Raw genomic sequence first — 17,507 nt, forward strand, 5'->3', positions numbered from 1 at the left:
TTACAGTTCGGTGATATTCGCAGATCCGCACATAGGGCAGATCAGTTCCCAAGAATCGAGGTATTCGTCCTCCCCTTCGGCTTCCCAACGGTGGTCACAATCCTCACAAGCATACGTTACGACGTCTTCGTTGAGGCTATCCGCTTCGAATTCGTCATCTTCTAAAAAGTCATCTTCCATACCCTTCTCACTAAATCACAAAGAAAAAGCCGTGTCAAGTGGGGAGGGCAAAAAAAAATGGGAACCAACGATGGCGATTTACTCCCGGTACGAACCGCACAGAAAGAAGAAATCAAAGACACCGCTAATTCTATTGGTTTTAGCGCTTGGTCTGTCCGTGTTAGGGTTTACCTATAGAAAAGAAATTTATTTTCTTTTTGCAAAAGACCAAAGTGTCAGGGCAGAAAAAACCAAAGAAAAAACAATCGAACTCTGGAAATCGGGAAATCTGAAAGAAAAAGATATCGAAGACTTCCAATCGATTGCTACTACCTATTCCGAAAAAGATCCCACAGATCCTGTTGCCTTTCATTTAATTGCCCGGAGTTTATTTTGGAATTTATATAGAATTGGAATTTATTTTGATCACGACAGTTTGATTTTGCATTTAGGATCCGAATTCCAAGACTTCATTGGCTCTTCAGTCCTTGCAGATTCTACTTTGGACTCCGTATTTTGGAATGCAAGGACTGCCGAATCTTTTTCCTCCTCTCCGTTTTCTGATTGGGAAAACAATAAAGTTTTGTTATTCCTTGGCGAAACACACCGACATGTGAAAAGGCCCCAAACACTAATCACCGAATATGGAAATTTGGATCGTTCTAAACTTTCTCCAGAGTTCCAAACCGTTTATATTTGGTTACTCACCTTCAATACGATGTTAGCTGGGGATGCATCGGGACTCGACAAACTCATCACAATCACAAAAGATCCAAATTATAAAGCAGGAATTCAATTCACACCTAGGGAAGAGAATTTTTTGCGAGGTCTTGGAAAGTATTATAAAAAAGATTATGTAGGAGCTTTGTCACTACTGAGACAAGCTAAGTCAAACAATCCCGACCGGATTACAGAGACTTCTATCATTACAGAAGCCACAATTTTTCACTTACAAAATCTTTCTCAAAAAGGAATCGATTTATTGGAAGATTTTTACCTTTCTTCTGGTAAAAAGAATCCAGAGATTCCCCTCCTCATAACCAAGATGATTATGGAAAAACCGGGAGCCAAAACCAAATTAGATCTAACACCGGATAAAAAAGAATGAAGGCTTTTGTTTTCCTACTTTCTCTTTTTTTATTCCAGTGCGGATTATTTTATAAAGGTGTTCCTAAAGCCGGCGAATTTTGTTATGTGCTTACCAAACCTCCTGAATGTTTGTATGTAGACTTCGAATCCAAAAAACTAATTTGGAATGATGTAGAATACATTTTGGAAGAAAAACTTAGAATGGATTATTTTTTTAAATCAAATGGTGAGTTGTATGAACTTACCGTTTCCACAGTGAATCGTGTGGAATTAAAAAATCTTACCACAGCAAACTTTAACAAGTTTTATATGAGAAAAAAAGATAAGTTCACTGAGATCCCATCTCCGAGTGCAAAACATGAGTAAGTCCATTGAGGAAATCCAAAAAGAAATTATCGCAGAATTCTCCGAACTAACTGATTGGGAAGAGAAGTTTCAATATTTGATTGAGTTAGGTGAGGAACTCCCTACTTATCCAGACGAAAAACGAACAGAAGAATATATTGTCCCAGGTTGCCAATCCAGAGTTTGGGTCGCCCCAAAACTGGAAGCCGGTAGATTAGAATTTGATGCGGATAGTGACACGGCTCTTACTAAAGGACTCATCGCTATTCTTATACGCGTATTTTCAGGACAATCTCCAAAAGATATAGCGGATGCCTCACTAGGTTTCATAGAAGAAGTTGGCCTTGCTAAATTTCTTTCGATCTCAAGAAGAAACGGACTTTTCTCCATGGTCCAAAAACTAAAAGGATACGCAGAAAAAGTATAATCCCTTTCTTTTTTCCTTTGCAAACGATTAAGACTCGCATAGAATTCTGAAACGAATCTGAACCAGGAATTCTATGAAACAAAGTTTTATCTGTATCCTTCTTTTACTCGCTTTTGTCCAATGTGGCAAAGATCTATCTCCCTTTGGTGGTGAACCAGAAGTAATCACACTGAAGACTCGCTTAAAACCAGAATGGCCAAGTCCTAACTGGAAAGTAGTTTCCCCTGAATCTGTTGGTGTATCGAGTAGCAAACTGGGGTTAGTAGAGGAATATGCCTTCACTCGCACAGGAGATGAAACAGATAGAAAAGGTAGAAGGACCGATGCCCTTGTCATCTTAAGGAATGGAAAACTGATTTATGAAAAGTATGCGAGAAACTTTTCGGAAGACAAAGTCCATTTAACTTGGTCGGTATCCAAAAGTATTTTGCAAACCATGTATGGAATCGCAGTCAAACAAGGGTTAGTTAAATTGGACGATCCTGGTTATTATCATTACGAACCATTGAGTCGCGATGAAGCGCACAAAAAAATTACGATTAGACACCTTCTCAATATGTCCTCAGGGCTTGCAGCAGAAGAAGGATATGAAAGTGGCCCATTAAAATCATCCGTAATCGCCATGTTGTATACAAGGGGTCGCAAAGATATGGGAGCCTTTTGTGCTGGTCTTCCCCTTCGTGCCGAACCGGGAACCCAAGTCTACTATTCTAGTTGTGATACGAATATCCTCTCTGCTATTTTGAAAAAAGTATATGGCGCAGAAGAATATGACAAACTTCCTTTCGAAAAGATATTCAAACCTCTAGGAATCACCAATGTTACTTTTGAAAGAGATGGTTCTGGCACTTATGTGGGATCTTCTTATTTGTATATGACTGCCAAAGACTTAGCAAAAATTGGTTACCTGTATTTAAATGATGGAGTTTGGAACGGGGAACGTCTGTTACCTGAAGGTTGGGTGCAGTTCACAAGAACCCCTGCCCCTGGATACAAATCTACACCTTACTCCGAAGATTTATCACAAGACAATTATACCGCCCACTGGTATGCCAACACGGGAGTTCCAGAAAGAGGAATCCACGAACCATGGCCCGATGCACCAAAGGATACTTTTGCCGGTCTTGGGCACTGGGGACAAATGTTGTATGTGATTCCAAGCCTTGATTTAATCATTGTTCGGTTTGGAGATGATCGCGAAAAGGCATTCATCAAAAATGATTTTTTAAAATTAGTGAAAGAGTCGGTAATTCGGTAACCTTATGAAAAGAAAAATATCTGTTCTGCTTTCTTTGTTATTTTTATTTATTTTATTTTGGGCTCAGTGGAATTGGAAACACCTTTCTAGTTTTCCCTCCATTATCTCCAGTTTTTATTCCAAAGAGTATTGTAGTTGTTACTTTGTGATGGAACTTTCGGAAAACCAGTGCCATGACTTTGCTCGCCAGTGGGTGCCAATTAGCGAATTCAATCTGGATCAGGAAAACAAATCGGTAACGGTGAAGGGACTTGGGAAAACCAATACGGCTAAGTATCTTTCTAAAGAGTATGGTTGTAGTTTAGTGACAGACTAACAACTAACGATAATAACGAATTCCGGGAAAGATGAAGTTGATCCCAAAGATAAGACCTTTGGATTTCACTTCTTCTGGTACCGGGCCAAAGTTTTGGCCCCGAATGGAATCCATACAAGCTTGGTCCACCACCACTTGGCCTTGGGAAGAAACCAAACGGACATCCAATACTTGCCCTTGTTCGCTTAACATAAATAAAACTTTGGTTTCACCTTCTTTAATTCCTTCTCTTGCCACAACACCTGCCATATCTCGATAAGCATAGTTTCCACCACCAGGGGGAGCAAAAGATTCCTCAATTCGTTTCAACATACTTTTAAAATAATAATAACCTGCCAACTGCTTGGTGGGAATGGTGAGTGCTTTTGCTCCGTCCCATCGAAACAAAAAATCCTGTTGGAATCTATAGTTAAATGGAATTTTTGTCATCTGCCCAGAACTTGCAGATTGATTCGGGCTTTCTTCTGAATTAGAATTACTTTTAGGATCTGCTTTAAAGATTCCTACTTCGAAAATTTCTTCTTCTTTGGATTGTTCTGATTTGGGTTGCGCTTTACTCGGAGTGGAGGCAGAACTTCCCATGATAAATTCACGAAATTGAGTGAGGGTATGAAATCCTTGTTTTTCGGTAAGACCACCACCACCAGATGAATCTTTGTTAGAGAGTGCTTTGTATTCGTCTTTTTTATCTGGGTTGATAAACTGTTGTTCTACAAGAACTTCGTAAATTTTTTCTTGTTCTTTTGGCCCAACCATTTGTGAGGCTTGTTCTTCGGCCAACATCTTCCAAAGCATATTTCTTGTGATGAGGTGAGCGAGAACAAAGGAAGATATGAGGATGACGAAGGTGAAGGCGAAGAAAAGTCTACGTTCCCCTTCTTCCTTTTCAGGCAATCGGAAATCAAAAGAGAGTTGGGCCATTTTCGCGATTTTCCCCAGTATTTCCAGTATACACAAGTCCCAAATGTTCGTAAGCCTTTTTCGTTGCCACTCGGCCCTGGGGAGTGCGATCCACAAGTCCTACTCGGACAAGAAAGGGCTCATATGTGTCCTCAATGGTACGTTCCTCTTCTCCGAGGACCACAGCAATGGGTTTGATTCCCACGGGTCCACCACCATAACGATGGATAAGAATATCCAAAATTTGGCGATCTACAACATCGAGTCCCAGATGGTCCACACCCATACGATCAAAAGCAAAACGACAAGTATCTAAACTAACAGCGGTTTCATTCCTAACTTCGGCAAAGTCACGAACTCGTTTTAAAAGATGGTTGGCAATCCTTGGAGTTTTGCGACTTCGTTTTCCAATCTCAAAAGCAACACCATCCCCAAGAGAAACTCCGAGAAGTTTTGCCGAACGATCCACGATGATTTGCATTTCTCCATCTGTATAAAAATCAAGTTTCAGATGGATTCCAAACCGTGACTTTAAGGGTTCGCTCACCAGTCCCGAGCGAGTGGTGGCACCGACTAGGGTAAAGGGCTGGAGTTGGATCTGGAGGGCATTGGCAGTGACTCCTTCGCCGACCACAAGATCCACAAAGAAGTTCTCCATCGCAGGATATAAGAGTTCTTCCTGTTTTTTGATAAAGCCGTGGATCTCATCGATAAAGAGGACTTCATTGGTTTTGAGCAGGGTAAGGAATCGAACTAAATCTGCACCTTTGGAGATGGCCGGGGCGGAAGTGGGAGTGAAGGCCACTGCCAACTCATTGGCGATGATATTGGCAAGTGTGGTTTTTCCAAGGCCAGGGGGCCCGGAAATCAGAACGTGGTCGAGGGGGCTTTTCCGTTTGCGAGCCGCCTCCACGTATACCGAGAGATTGGCCAAAACTTCTTTTTGTCCTATAAATTCGGATAATTTGGTAGGCCGAAGGCTTGGTTCATCTTCGGCCGGTTGGATCCAATCTTCTCTTAAACTCACCTCAATTGGGTTTCTGCTCCGGAGTGATGGAAGTCAAGATTTCATTTTTATTTCGAATGATTTTTATCTCGATTCGTTTTCCGATTTTTGCAGACCTCACAAATCCAATGAGTTCTTCAGGTGTTTGGATTTCTTTTCCACCCATTTCCACAATCACATCAAAGAGTTTCAAACCCGCTTTATCCGCAGGAGACCCTTTCATGATCTGGCGGACAATGGCACCTTTGTTGTCTTTTAGTTTGAGTTGTTCGATGTCTTCTTCATTGATCGCATCAAGACCCACACCAATCCAAGGCCGGATGACTTTGCCGTTTGTTTTGATCTCTTCTGCTACACGGCGGGCTTCGTTGATCGGGATGGTGAATCCAATTCCCACTGACCCACCAGACTGAGAGGCAATCATTCGGTTGATTCCAATCACTTCTCCACGGATATTGAGGAGTGGGCCCCCACTATTTCCTTGATTGATGGCAGCGTCAGTTTGGATGTAAGAAAGTCCTGAAGAATCAATCCCACCACGTTGTACGGCTGAAACAACACCTACTGTGAAGGAATGTTCGAATCCTAAAGGAGCTCCAATGGCAATGGCCCAGTTCCCCACTTTCACTTTATTAGAATCGGCAAGAACAATCGGACGAAGTGTTCCCTTGGGAGCATCTATCTTAAGTAAGGCGATGTCCATGGTTTCATCCGAACCAATCACTTTGGCTTCAAAAGTTTTTTGGTTTTTAAACTTCACGGTGAGTTTGTCCATGTCTTTGATCACATGGTGGTTTGTCATAATATAACCATCTTCATTCAAAACAATTCCAGAACCAAGGCCGGTTTGTTTTTGTTTCATCACTCGACCCGATCCACCGCCAGGCCTTCCAAAAAAATGATCAAAATAGGGATCCCCGGAAAATGGATGTTGTTGGACATTGACTGTCCGTTCTGTGGCAATCGAAACCACACTCGGGGAAACTTTATCAAATACTTCTTGGAAGGCATCTTCCAAAGCCACAGCTTGTGTTTGGGCCGGGGACAATTTATCACTGCCATCTGCTTTTAATTGCAGAGGATTTTCGGAAGAATTTCCGCAAGTCAGGATGGGCGACAAAAATGTTCCCAAAAGTAAAAAACTAAAAGCAATCGCAAGGTAACGTAAAGGATTCGTTTTTTTATCAATCATAGACAATTAACTATCTCTCCTACTATATGAGACCCTGAAAGCTCCAGGAAAGTTCTCATTTCTTTGGATCGTTTTTTTTGCAAAAAAACTTGAACAATTTGTACAAAGTCAAACTAGTCTTTTTATGGCGAAACGAGTTTTTATCCCACTCTGCACCGGCTTTGAAGAAATGGAAGCCATCATTATGATCGATGTTTTAAGAAGAGGAAACGTCGAAGTGGTTTCCGGTGGAAAAACCAAAGAACCCATCCTTGCCTCAAGGAAAACTCTACACTTTGCAGACAAAGTTTTTTCTGAAATCAAACCAGACCAGTTTGACGCCATCCTCCTTCCCGGTGGCCTGGAAGGTACCAAACAACTCATGGTCGATCCAGAAATTAGTAAGATTCTAAATTCTTTTCAATCTGAGAAAAAACTGATCGGTGCCATTTGTGCGGCTCCCAGTGCCTTACGTAATTTAGATATCATTTCAGGGGATGATCCTTACACGGCTTTTCCTTCTTCCGAAGATTTGGCAAAAGGAAAAGGAGGAAAGTATACAGGTAAAAGAATCGAATCACATGACCATGTCCATACGAGCGTGGGCCCCGGTTCTGCTTTTGAATTTGCTTTGTATCTTTTAGAAATTTTTGAGGGAAAAGAGGTAATGGAAAAAGTAAAGGCGGGTCTACAATTACCGTAGATTAGGTTGTTTGAACCTTTTGGCAGATAATTCAAATGGACTCAAAACTTGAATGAAATCTAATGAATCGTTGACCGAAACAATAACTCCCTCACCAAACAAGAATTACTCGTTTAATTCTCTTTCCTTAATTAAGGACAACACAGCGTTTTCTTCTGAATCAAAGACTTCTAGATGACTTTCCATTCCCGTAAGTTTAAATACCTTTGCTACCGATCCATGAACGCTACATACTTTTAAATTGCCATGGTATTTTTTCAGTTTGTACATGGCTGTCACCAAAGTCCCAATTCCGGAGCTATCCATAAAAGGAACCTTTTCCAGATTCACGACAATCTCGTATTGGTGTTTGCGCATTTTGTCATCCAGAATGTCTTTCAATTCTTTTGCATTGTACAAATCAACCTCACCCTCAATGGAGATGATGGCAACTTGATTGGATGACTTCTCATGGATGATCATTTGTAGTTAGTTTTCACCCCAAAAGGAAATGAAAAGACAAAAATTACATTCGAAAGACACCAAATGGTTTTCTTTCTTCCTTCCTTCTGCTAAGGATAGACAAAGCTCTTCCTAAAACTTTTCTAGTATCAGCAGGATCAATGATTCCATCATCCCAAAGTCTAGCCGAACTATACACGGCCGAAGATTTTTTTTCATAATCTTCTAAAATTGGTTTTTTAAATAAGGTTTCTTCTTCAGATGAAATTGCTTCTCCGGCCGCTTCCTTTTGGTCTTTTTTGACAGTCCAAAGAACATTGGCGGCTTGTTCTCCACCCATTACAGAAATTCGAGCATTGGGCCACATCCATAAAAATTCTGGAGCAAAGGCACGGCCGCACATTCCATAATTTCCCGCACCATAAGAACCACCTGTAACAATAGTTAGTTTGGGGACAGTGGTTGTGGATACTGCATTTACCATTTTGGCCCCATCACGAGCAATCCCATTGTTTTCATATTTTTTCCCCACCATAAACCCCGTGATGTTTTGGAGAAACAATAATGGAATCCTTCTTTGGTCACAAAGTTCGATAAAATGAGATGCCTTGAGCGCAGACTCGGAAAATAAAACTCCATGATTGGCAATGATTCCTACCGGATATCCATACACTTCGGCAAACCCAGTGACAATGGTTGTGGCATAAAGTCGTTTGAACTCATGAAACCGGGAACCGTCCACAATCCTTGCGATGATCTCTCTTGGATCATAAGACTTACGTGAGTCGCGTTCTATGATTCCATAAATTTCTTCAGCGGGATACAAAGGTTCTTCTGTTTCTTTGGGAAGGGTTTCTTGTTTGGAATTTAAATTTTTAACAATAGAACGAGTGATCGCAAGAGCATGGAAATCATCTTCTGCATAGTGGTCTGTCACTCCAGAGACACGACAGTGGACATCGGCACCACCTAACTCTTCACCAGTGACAATTTCACCAGTAGCAGCTTTTACAAGTGGTGGCCCACCAAGAAAAATAGTTCCATTTCCTTTGACAATCACAGATTCATCAGACATTGCGGGAATATAAGCACCACCCGCCGTGCATGACCCCATAACGACCGCTATTTGAGAAATTCCTTTAGCACTCATACGTGCTTGGTTAAAAAAAATACGTCCGAAGTGATCTTTATCAGGAAACACTTCATCTTGCATGGGTAAAAAAGCCCCGCCGGAATCCACCAAATAAATACAAGGGAGGGAGTTGTTTTCTGCAATTTCCTGAGCACGGACATGTTTTTTAACCGTGAGTGGATAGTAGGTTCCGCCTTTGACGGTCGCATCATTGGCAACAATCATACAATCCACACCTTCTACCTTTCCAATTCCTGTGATGATCCCAGCAGAGGGAACCGGATCAGGATAAACTCCCTCTCCCGCAAGGCCACAAATTTCCATAAATTCAGTTCCCGCATCGATGAGTTCTGCGATACGTTCTCTTGCCGTAAGTTTTCCTCGAGATTTATGTTTTTCGAGAGCTTTTTTACCACCACCTAACCTTACCTGTTCGATAGTTTTACGAATGGGAACTATGGTTTCTAAATATGACGTACGATTGGCAACAAATTCGGATGCCTGTGGGTTTATCTTCGAGATGATTCGTTCCATATCATTCCTTATTTTGTTTATTAAAGTGAAAGGTTTTTGTTTTTTTATGTGAGAAGGAATCTACAAAGTAGTGGAGTTTTTCATAAACAACTTCTGGACATTCTTCCATAGGAAGGTGTTTGGAAGGAAGGATCACAAGGCTACTTGTCCGAAGTGTTTCCTTCATGTATTCGGTTTGGTTTGGAGAAATACGAAAGTCTTCGTCCCCTAAATAAATTTGACGAAGGCCTACAAAGTTTTTTGCTCCTTCTTCGATTTCACGTAAGGCATGTGTGGACCTGTCTACATTGCGAACAAACTCCAATGTATTTTTACGAGCCTTTCCTTCGAATAACAAATGATACATGGTTTTTTCCCACTCATAAGTTAAGTGATGTGTTTTTTTTACTAAAAACAATTTATAAAATAAACGAAGGAGTGGTGGACGAAACAAAAAAGAAAACACTTCTCCGACGAGCGGCAATCGTAAAAAATGCAAGGGGAAATAAAAGTGAAACTTTGGTAACTTCATAAATCCGCCCAAAATGGATAAGGATTTATACTGAATTGCATGTTCCTTAAAAGTAAAACAAAGGATAGGAAGTGCATAATCAAAAGCCACCACGTGAACTTTTTTGTCCCCCACCACCTTTTCTAAAAAAGGAGCCAGGTAATGTGCCTGGAGCCTATGAGATAGGGGGCCATCGGGCCTTGTGCTAAATCCAGTACCTAAAAAATCTAGAGCGATCACTCGATAATGAGTCGACAATAAATTAACCAACTTACGATAGTTATATGATGTTGTCAAAAAACCAGGAAGGAGGAGAATGATTTCTTCCCCTTTTCCTTCATCCAAATAAAAAAAACTCAAATCGTCAATTTCTACTGTTTTACCAGAATTGATATGTTCTAACAAACTGGGTGTCATGTTTACTCCGCAAAACTTCCGTATAATTTTCGTAAATATTCTTCCTCAAACTCAAAAAGATTCATCCCACGGCGAGCCATGATTTTTTTTGTATCAAAAAGAAACTCTTCTAAACGGTAACGCCCACCTGGTTTGATCCAAGTAAAAGCAGGCACATACCCTTGGATTCTGGATTCTACAATGTTACTTGCAATATCAAATACCGTTCCTGTATTGGACATCACACCAATGGCAAGTTTTGTAAAGGGACCAATGAGTGAGCCAAATTTAATGGTTCCTGTATTGACTATCGAATCGCCTATCTTTAGTTTCACGATTCCATAATTGTTTTTTAAATCACTAGTAGTGGAGAGAGCACCTAAATTCACCCAAGAAGATACAAAACTATGACCTAAAAAACCTTCGTGGTGTTTGTTGGTATAATCTAATAAAATTGAATTTTCGACTTCACCGCCAATTCGACATTGGTTCCCAATGAGGCAACCTCCTGTAACTCGGGCATTGTCGATTTGAGTATTTTTTCCCACAAAGAGTGGGCCCTCTAAAAAACTAAAGGAAGAGATTTTGGCTCCATCTTCAATGAGAATGGGACCGTGTGTTGTATCAAACACAACACCTGGATACACAGTGGCCTGCGGATGGATGTATAAGTGTTTTTCCTTTCCTACGATATGAAAGCCGGATTGTTTTGCTTTGTATTTTTGACGAAACCGTTTCCAATCTTTTTCTAAAGTAAGTATTTCTTCAATAATGGAAGTTACCGTTCCTAATAGCTCCCAAGGCAAATACGAATCAGAACTATAAATCGAATCGTATGTATCTAAATTTGCAGGAAGTATATGAGGGTATCTATGAAAGATTAGCCTCTCGAATGATGGATCGGGACCTTTGTAAAAAATCTTTGCCCCTGGGTATTTACGTTCTAGTTTTTCAAGTAAGTTTACACCTCCCAAATTCCATTCAAAAAAGGAATGAAATCTGGATAAAGGCTCAAGAGAAGGATTTCTCTTAGAATCGTCAAGTAAAAGGTTCACTGTTTACTCCACAGTTACAGATTTCGCTAAATTCCTAGGTTGGTCAACATTACATCCCCTAAGGATTGCTATATGGTAGGATAAAAGTTGTAAGGGAATGACAGCAAGCAGTGGAACAAGTGCATCAGCCGTCTTTGGAATTTCAAATGTAAAATCAGCCATTGACTTTATATCTGTATCCCCTTCTGTCACGATAGCAATCACCTTTCCTTTCCTAGCCTTTACCTCTTGGATATTTGAAATGACTTTTTCATAAGAACCATCTTTTGTCGCAATAAACACCACGGGCATATCTTCATCAATAAGAGCAATCGGTCCATGTTTCATTTCTGCTGCTGGATAACCTTCTGCATGGATATAAGAAATTTCTTTTAATTTCAAAGCTCCTTCTAATGCCACAGGAAAATTGAATCCACGCCCCAAATAAAGGAAGTTAGATGCACGATAAAAGCTTTCAGCGATCGTACGAATGTCATCATCTTTGGTTAAAATTTTTGCCACCTTGTCTGGAATCGAATCCAATTCCTGAAGTAATGTTTGATAATCCGATAAGGAAATTGAACCTTTTTTAAGCCCTAAATACAAAGCCATCATTGTAAGGATTGTCACTTGGGATGTGAAGGCTTTTGTGGATGCCACACCAATCTCAGGACCTGCATGCAGGTAAGCTCCCGCATGAGATGCGCGTGCAATCGAAGATCCTACAACATTACAAACACCAAAAATCAATGCACCTTTCGACTTTGCTAGTTCAATGGCAGCGAGAGTGTCTGCAGTTTCTCCTGATTGAGACACAGCAATGATCACATCTCTTTCTGTCACAATGGGATTGCGATAACGAAACTCAGATGCATATTCCACTTCAGTTGGGATCCTTGCAATATCTTCAAATAGATATTCACCAATGAGGCCTGCATGCCAAGAGGTGCCACAACCTACAAGAATCAAACGATCCGCATTTAAAAACCGATTGAGGTATTGGTCAATCCCACTTAAGAAAAGATGATGTTCCCTAGAAACTAAACGGCCACGCATGGCATCACGCACAGACTTTGGTTGTTCAAAAATTTCTTTTAACATAAAGTGAGGGTATCCACCCTTTTCGATGTCTTCCAAATCCAATTCCAATTTTTGAATGAATGGAGTTTTGGTTACATTTTCTAGGTTTTTTACCACAAGACTTCCGTCTTTGATGATTGCCATCTCTTGGTCATTGAGATAAGTTACATTGTTCGTATATTCAATGATAGGTGTTGCGTCTGAGGCAACAAAGTATTCATCTTCGCCAATTCCGATCACAAGGGGAGAGCCTTTCCTTGCGGCAATCATCATCCGTTCATTTTCTTTCGAAAGGATAACTATCGCATAGGCACCAACAACCTCATTCAAAGCCAGGCGCACTGCCTCTTCAATAGAACAATTATTTTGTTTTTTAATCTCTTCGATTAGATGAATGAGAACTTCAGAATCAGTATCTGATTTGAATATATGACCACTGGATTCTAATTCTTTTTTGATGGAACCGTAGTTTTCAATGATTCCATTATGAATGATGGCGAGTTTTCCATCCGAACTTGTATGTGGATGGGCATTACGATCATTGGGTTCTCCATGAGTAGCCCAACGTGTGTGTCCAATTCCAAGAGTTGCTAGTAACTTACGGTCACCAATTTCTTTTTCTAAATCTGCAACTTTCCCTTTCTTTTTTACGATATCCAAACCACCATTTAACAAGGCGACGCCGGCACTGTCATATCCGCGATATTCAAGACGTTTGAGACCTTTGATGATGAGAGGGAGTGCCTCTCTTTTTCCTAAATAACCTACGATTCCACACATTGTTTTACCCTCTTTAAGGTAGCATCCAAATCGGATTTGGATTTAGTTTCAGTAATGACACGAAAGATTGGTTCTGTATTGGAAGGACGTATATGAATCCAAGAATCTGATACATACATCCAAAGTCCGTCTTTCTCTGAAATCACCTTCGGAGAAAATGCAGACTGAAATTTTTCATAAAGACTTTCTAAAGACATTCCCTTCGCTAAAGGAAAGGATTGTTTGTCCATATAAAGGGAAGGTAATTCATCCAAAAGGGTATCTATTGATTTTCCCGTTTCAGCCATTAAGTTTAAAATATGAGCAATACCGGACAAAGTGTCCCGACCAAAGGAAGGAATGTTTGGATCAATCACACCACCATTCCCCTCGCCACCGAACACTGCCTTGGTTTTCAACATCTCTTCTACCACATTGGCTTCACCCACTTTACTGCGAATGACTTCTGCACCAAATCTTGAACCCACTTCTTCATTTAAGAAGGATGTAGAAAGATTCACAACCACTTTGGCTTTTTTCTTAGCTGTAGACAAGGCATTCATTAAAGCCAATGGCAAAGTGTATTCTTCAGAAACGGCACCACGTTTGGGAGAAAACAAAACAAGCCTGTCCGCATCAGGATCTAACGCAAAACCAATGTCTGCTTTTGATTTTTTAAAGTAAGGTTCTACCGATTTTAATGCCGCTGCGGTTGGTTCTGGCGGTCTAGGAAAAGTTCCATTTGGATTGCAGTTATGAGCTACTACTTTGCAACCTAACATTTGTAAAAATCGAGGAACGACATAAGAACCGGCACCACCAACAGCATCTACAAACACGGTGAATTTTTTCTTCTTAATTTTGGCGACATTCACACGTTTCAAAACAGAAGATAAATGGAGATCAATATAGTCTTCTCCAGAATCAATATACCCTTTGGGGGAAATTTGTTCTTTGGGGTAAGAGCCGTTTTGAATGATAGAAAGGAGTTTTTTATTTTCCTCAGCAGAGAAAAAAAATCCTTTTTTAGAAATGAATTTAAATGCATTCCAATCCATAGGATTGTGAGAGGCGGAGATCATAATTCCACCATTGGCTTTAGAAAGATTGACAACCGCTTTGGTGGTCGGTGTAGGAACGAGACCTAACGTTAAAACAGAATTTCCAGAAGCTAACAATGCAGAGGTGAGAAGTGATTCTAAATAAGGCCCACTTGGTCTTGAGTCTCGACCAATTACGGCCGTCCCTCCATTCATCATCGAAGCAAATGATTTTGCGAAGGCCAAAGCTTCCTCTAATCCAAATCCTTGTCCAATTTTACCCCGAACGCCGGAGATGGAAATCATCAGGGAGGACAGATCATACTCTTTCGTAAATTGCATACAATACTATCAAGGGTCGCGGATTCCCACTGCAAGTCTATCTTTTTGCTTTTCGGAATGTGTCAGTGAAATGGAATAAAAGTGAAGATAAAAGAAAAACGGTTTGGGCGATGACAGGATTGAACTGCCGACCCGCTGCTTGTAAGGCAGCTGCTCTCCCAGCTGAGCTAATCGCCCGTTGTAATGACCAGTGAACCGGAGTGGAGATTTTTGTAAATAAGATTTAGAAATAAAAAAGGCCACCATTGGTGGCCTCATTCCTTCTAGCTAAAAGCGAGTGTTAGGCGGCTTTTGTCTCGATGGAGTTGATACGAAGTGCCATACGTGATTTTTTACGATCTGCATTTTTCTTATGAATCAGTTTTGTTTTTGCTGCTCTGTCTAACTTGGATGCAAGTTTTGAGAATACAGTAAGTGCTTCCGGTTTGTCTCCAGCTTTAATTGCTTTGAGAAGAAGGCGAGCATAAGTGCGCAACTCAGTGCGGTCCTCACCATTTCGCTCTTTTCTACGAGCAGTTCTACGAATGTCTTTTTTAGATGATTTTAAATTAGCCAAGGAATGTCCCCTACGAGGAATTTTTACTTATCTTTTGAGTACCACTCTGCCGGTCAAGGCGAAAGAGAAAAAAATAGGAGCCAAAGTAAGGGTCCAAAACCTCTCTTTTTAGGAGACCACTATGTTCCCCATACTCATTTGGATCGATTCTGAACTCTACGAAATCCTGAAACAGAGACATTTGGATCTGGGCCTTGTCACAAAAATGGCTATATTATCCCTAAAAGTAGAAGGAATGGAACCAGGAACCTTCGAGAAACGCGAATCTGGTCATTACGAACGTATGGAACTCAGCAGATATGATTTTTTTACCTTAAGCTTAATTTCTCGGGAGAAGGAAGTTGACCCGAACGTATTACTCTCATATGCTTTCACAGAAGCTTTGTTGGAAATTTTAAGACTGTGACTCCTGAAAAATCAAAATATCATTATATAAAAATTGAGTCTATTTCCGAAATTGATCCCATTAAATTATCAATTTCCCAAATCCAACAGAGATATATCGATAAAGATAACAACCGTTATGCCCTAAGGTTTAACAAAGATACACGTAGAATTGAGATCTTAAAACTAGTAGGAAATCATTTCGAATTAGTTCCTCATTCTCTGGCACAAACAACTGCGGAAGATTCGAAACCATCGCAAGTACAAACACAACAAAATTCCCCTCTTGTTACATCCATCTCAGAAGACCTAAAATCCAATCCCATTTTAGGAAAGTTAGTTGGTAATTTAGTTACCAAACACAATCCACCTGAAAAACCTACGGAAATTCAAAATGAAAAATTGGGGCCAGCGCCAGAAGAAAACTTAATGCGCGAAGATGTGGACTTAAATATTTTCGAAGGGGAAGATCCTCCCCCAATGCAAGAAACATTCTCTCATGCAGGTCTACTCAATACTCCCGACTTACCAAGTCCTGCAGAGACCGAAGAAAAAGGAAATGCGGAACCCAACTTACAAGCAGGGGAAGAATCAAATGACAAAACTGCCTTTCAACAAATAGAGGACTTTATCAAATTATTGACTACCTATAGGGAGCGAGTCACTGCCATCATTCGCAATCTACAATCCTCAAGAATCTTTGAGCTCACTGGTGACCCGTCGGAAAATAAAAACATCGTAGGGAATTTTGCTCGGGAAATGGATGCACAAGTATTTGAAGGCATCGACAAAATGGTTGATCTTCACAAAGAAATGACATCCTATCCTCGTCCTATTACGTATTATATTTCGAAAGCACCGGCAGAAAAAAGGGAAGAAATGAAATTGATTGAATCGGATAAGGAAAAATTAAACAGACTCCATCTGTTTGAAATGCAAAGACTTTCCGATATAATTGTTAAGGACTTCAAAAAACTGAGTTTGCAATTGCTGAATATTTTAAATCTGAAGAGTGACATTCAGGTCAAACAATTGCAATATGCAAACCAGTTGATGTATGTCGATGCCAAAAATGCATCCCTATATTTTGCACAAGATCTGGATAAAACCATCCTTGATATAGAACACTGGAAACAATCGAAATGAAAGAACTGTCGGAAGCAGAAACAAAAGCAATATTAGAAAAAATCAGATCGGAATACCAAGAACACGGGAAACTAAATCCCAAAGCCTTCGACCAAACAGGATTCGAACAAAGATATTTACAAGTTCTCAAACTGCGTGGAAATATCACAAAATTTCTAACTGAAGAAGTCACCTTCCTCGAACAATTAAAATCTAAATTCCAAGAACTAGCCGCAAGAAAAGAAGCTGCCAAAGCGCAAACTCTGAATCGCATTATGGATGAGTCCATTGAAAAGTTAGCCAATTATAAGAAGGTGGATTTTCATCCACTGGCAAAAGTAGAAACAAGATATTTCTATGGGGCTATGTTGGATTTTACAGAAACAGAACTTCCAGTTCTCATTCATATCTTCAAGGGAACGCCAGAGTATTCTTTTTTACAAGATGCAGTGTTACAAGTGGAACGAATTGGAATGACAAGACGTGGCCTTCCTTCTATGAAGATGCAAGAATTTATTAAAACCTTACTTGATGCTAATGGAAACAATATTGTGATTGAGAAGGCATCCCAAAATCTTTTGAAAGATGGTTGTATAGCTTTAAAAAATATCACCGTTGCTGTCCAAGATTTAGTCAGTAAAAACAGAATCAATCCTGATATGATTGTTCAAGTCAATGAAAAGGAATATCCGAATGCACATACTTCCTTTGGTGGGAAAAAATTTGGAGAAAGCCTGACTCGAATCACTGAACGCTGCAAACAAATCATACAAGATTTTCGAATGAATGCGTTGATGAATATGGAAGGTTGATTCTAATT

At 40.2% G+C, this 17,507-nt stretch carries 20 protein-coding genes and 1 tRNA gene; 9 read left to right on the top strand and 12 right to left on the bottom strand.

Features of this window, described 5'->3' with window-relative positions:
• Entirely contained in the window at positions 1-180 is a 180-nt protein-coding gene (locus tag JWG40_RS19055) for a hypothetical protein (protein ID WP_015682203.1), read from the bottom strand.
• A gap of 157 nt (positions 181-337) precedes the next feature.
• Between JWG40_RS19055 and JWG40_RS19060 the strand changes: the two genes are divergently transcribed.
• The 5 genes from JWG40_RS19060 to JWG40_RS19080 all read left to right on the top strand — a co-directional run bounded on the left by JWG40_RS19060 (position 338) and on the right by JWG40_RS19080 (position 3,594).
• Positions 338-1,267: a hypothetical protein gene (locus JWG40_RS19060; RefSeq protein ID WP_205287453.1), complete on the top strand. Its 930-nt coding sequence runs from the start codon at positions 338-340 to the stop codon at positions 1,265-1,267.
• Complete coding sequence (locus JWG40_RS19065) at positions 1,264-1,614, top strand: hypothetical protein (protein ID WP_205287332.1); 351 nt, start codon at positions 1,264-1,266, stop codon at positions 1,612-1,614. Before JWG40_RS19060 ends, JWG40_RS19065 begins: the two co-directional genes overlap by 4 nt.
• Positions 1,607-2,020, top strand: a complete 414-nt coding sequence (locus JWG40_RS19070) for a SufE family protein (RefSeq protein ID WP_205287333.1) — start codon at positions 1,607-1,609, stop codon at positions 2,018-2,020. The genes JWG40_RS19065 and JWG40_RS19070 overlap by 8 nt, the downstream gene beginning before the upstream one ends.
• A gap of 73 nt (positions 2,021-2,093) precedes the next feature.
• On the top strand, positions 2,094-3,278 hold the full coding sequence (locus JWG40_RS19075; protein WP_205287334.1) for a serine hydrolase domain-containing protein: 1,185 nt from the start codon (positions 2,094-2,096) through the stop codon (positions 3,276-3,278).
• Between the two features lie 4 nt (positions 3,279-3,282).
• Complete coding sequence (locus JWG40_RS19080; protein WP_205287335.1) at positions 3,283-3,594, top strand: hypothetical protein; 312 nt, start codon at positions 3,283-3,285, stop codon at positions 3,592-3,594.
• Between the two features lie 3 nt (positions 3,595-3,597).
• Here the strand turns inward: JWG40_RS19080 and JWG40_RS19085 are convergent, their stop codons facing one another.
• Genes JWG40_RS19085 through JWG40_RS19095 form a run of 3 tightly spaced genes read right to left on the bottom strand, consistent with a single transcriptional unit; the run spans position 3,598 to position 6,692 of the window.
• Positions 3,598-4,515 (bottom strand): energy transducer TonB, encoded by a 918-nt coding sequence (locus JWG40_RS19085; protein WP_205287336.1) that lies wholly within the window; start codon positions 4,513-4,515, stop codon positions 3,598-3,600.
• A complete protein-coding gene (gene ruvB / locus JWG40_RS19090; protein ID WP_205287337.1) occupies positions 4,496-5,521 on the bottom strand; it encodes a Holliday junction branch migration DNA helicase RuvB in 1,026 nt (341 codons plus the stop codon). Before ruvB ends, JWG40_RS19085 begins: the two co-directional genes overlap by 20 nt.
• Position 5,522: 1 nt before the next feature.
• A complete protein-coding gene (locus JWG40_RS19095; RefSeq protein WP_205287338.1) occupies positions 5,523-6,692 on the bottom strand; it encodes a trypsin-like peptidase domain-containing protein in 1,170 nt (389 codons plus the stop codon).
• Between the two features lie 124 nt (positions 6,693-6,816).
• On the opposite strand from JWG40_RS19095, the gene JWG40_RS19100 reads away from it, so the two are divergent.
• Entirely contained in the window at positions 6,817-7,374 is a 558-nt protein-coding gene (locus tag JWG40_RS19100; protein WP_205287339.1) for a DJ-1 family glyoxalase III, read from the top strand.
• Between the two features lie 105 nt (positions 7,375-7,479).
• Here JWG40_RS19100 and JWG40_RS19105 read toward each other — a convergent pair whose 3' ends face one another.
• The 8 genes from JWG40_RS19105 to rpsT all read right to left on the bottom strand — a co-directional run bounded on the left by JWG40_RS19105 (position 7,480) and on the right by rpsT (position 15,178).
• Positions 7,480-7,836 carry an STAS domain-containing protein gene (locus tag JWG40_RS19105; RefSeq protein WP_205287340.1) on the bottom strand — a complete coding sequence of 119 codons (357 nt, stop codon included), beginning with the start codon at positions 7,834-7,836 and terminating at the stop codon, positions 7,480-7,482.
• 43 nt (positions 7,837-7,879) lie between these two features.
• Positions 7,880-9,481 carry a carboxyl transferase domain-containing protein gene (locus tag JWG40_RS19110; protein WP_205287341.1) on the bottom strand — a complete coding sequence of 534 codons (1,602 nt, stop codon included), beginning with the start codon at positions 9,479-9,481 and terminating at the stop codon, positions 7,880-7,882.
• A 1-nt stretch (position 9,482) separates the two neighbouring features.
• Complete coding sequence (locus tag JWG40_RS19115) at positions 9,483-10,388, bottom strand: alpha/beta fold hydrolase (RefSeq protein ID WP_205287342.1); 906 nt, start codon at positions 10,386-10,388, stop codon at positions 9,483-9,485.
• Positions 10,389-10,390: 2 nt separating this feature from the next.
• A complete protein-coding gene (locus JWG40_RS19120; protein WP_205287343.1) occupies positions 10,391-11,422 on the bottom strand; it encodes a GlmU family protein in 1,032 nt (343 codons plus the stop codon).
• A 3-nt stretch (positions 11,423-11,425) separates the two neighbouring features.
• Positions 11,426-13,261 carry a glutamine--fructose-6-phosphate transaminase (isomerizing) gene (gene glmS, locus JWG40_RS19125; RefSeq protein WP_205287344.1) on the bottom strand — a complete coding sequence of 612 codons (1,836 nt, stop codon included), beginning with the start codon at positions 13,259-13,261 and terminating at the stop codon, positions 11,426-11,428.
• Positions 13,246-14,622: a phosphoglucosamine mutase gene (glmM, locus tag JWG40_RS19130; RefSeq protein WP_205287345.1), complete on the bottom strand. Its 1,377-nt coding sequence runs from the start codon at positions 14,620-14,622 to the stop codon at positions 13,246-13,248. The genes glmS and glmM overlap by 16 nt, the downstream gene beginning before the upstream one ends.
• Positions 14,623-14,726: 104 nt before the next feature.
• Positions 14,727-14,799, bottom strand: a tRNA-Val gene (locus JWG40_RS19135).
• Between the two features lie 103 nt (positions 14,800-14,902).
• On the bottom strand, positions 14,903-15,178 hold the full coding sequence (gene rpsT, locus JWG40_RS19140) for a 30S ribosomal protein S20 (RefSeq protein WP_205287346.1): 276 nt from the start codon (positions 15,176-15,178) through the stop codon (positions 14,903-14,905).
• A 121-nt stretch (positions 15,179-15,299) separates the two neighbouring features.
• Between rpsT and JWG40_RS19145 the strand changes: the two genes are divergently transcribed.
• The 3 genes from JWG40_RS19145 to JWG40_RS19155 are packed head-to-tail and all read left to right on the top strand — an operon-like array spanning position 15,300 to position 17,499.
• Complete coding sequence (locus JWG40_RS19145; protein WP_205287347.1) at positions 15,300-15,584, top strand: hypothetical protein; 285 nt, start codon at positions 15,300-15,302, stop codon at positions 15,582-15,584.
• A complete protein-coding gene (locus JWG40_RS19150) occupies positions 15,581-16,708 on the top strand; it encodes an LIC_10450 family protein (protein WP_205287348.1) in 1,128 nt (375 codons plus the stop codon). The genes JWG40_RS19145 and JWG40_RS19150 overlap by 4 nt, the downstream gene beginning before the upstream one ends.
• Entirely contained in the window at positions 16,705-17,499 is a 795-nt protein-coding gene (locus JWG40_RS19155) for a hypothetical protein (protein ID WP_205287349.1), read from the top strand. The genes JWG40_RS19150 and JWG40_RS19155 overlap by 4 nt, the downstream gene beginning before the upstream one ends.
• The last annotated feature ends 8 nt before the right edge of the window (positions 17,500-17,507 follow it).

Origin of the sequence: Leptospira abararensis (assembly GCF_016918735.1) — a bacterium.
Taxonomy (GTDB): domain Bacteria; phylum Spirochaetota; class Leptospiria; order Leptospirales; family Leptospiraceae; genus Leptospira_A; species Leptospira_A abararensis.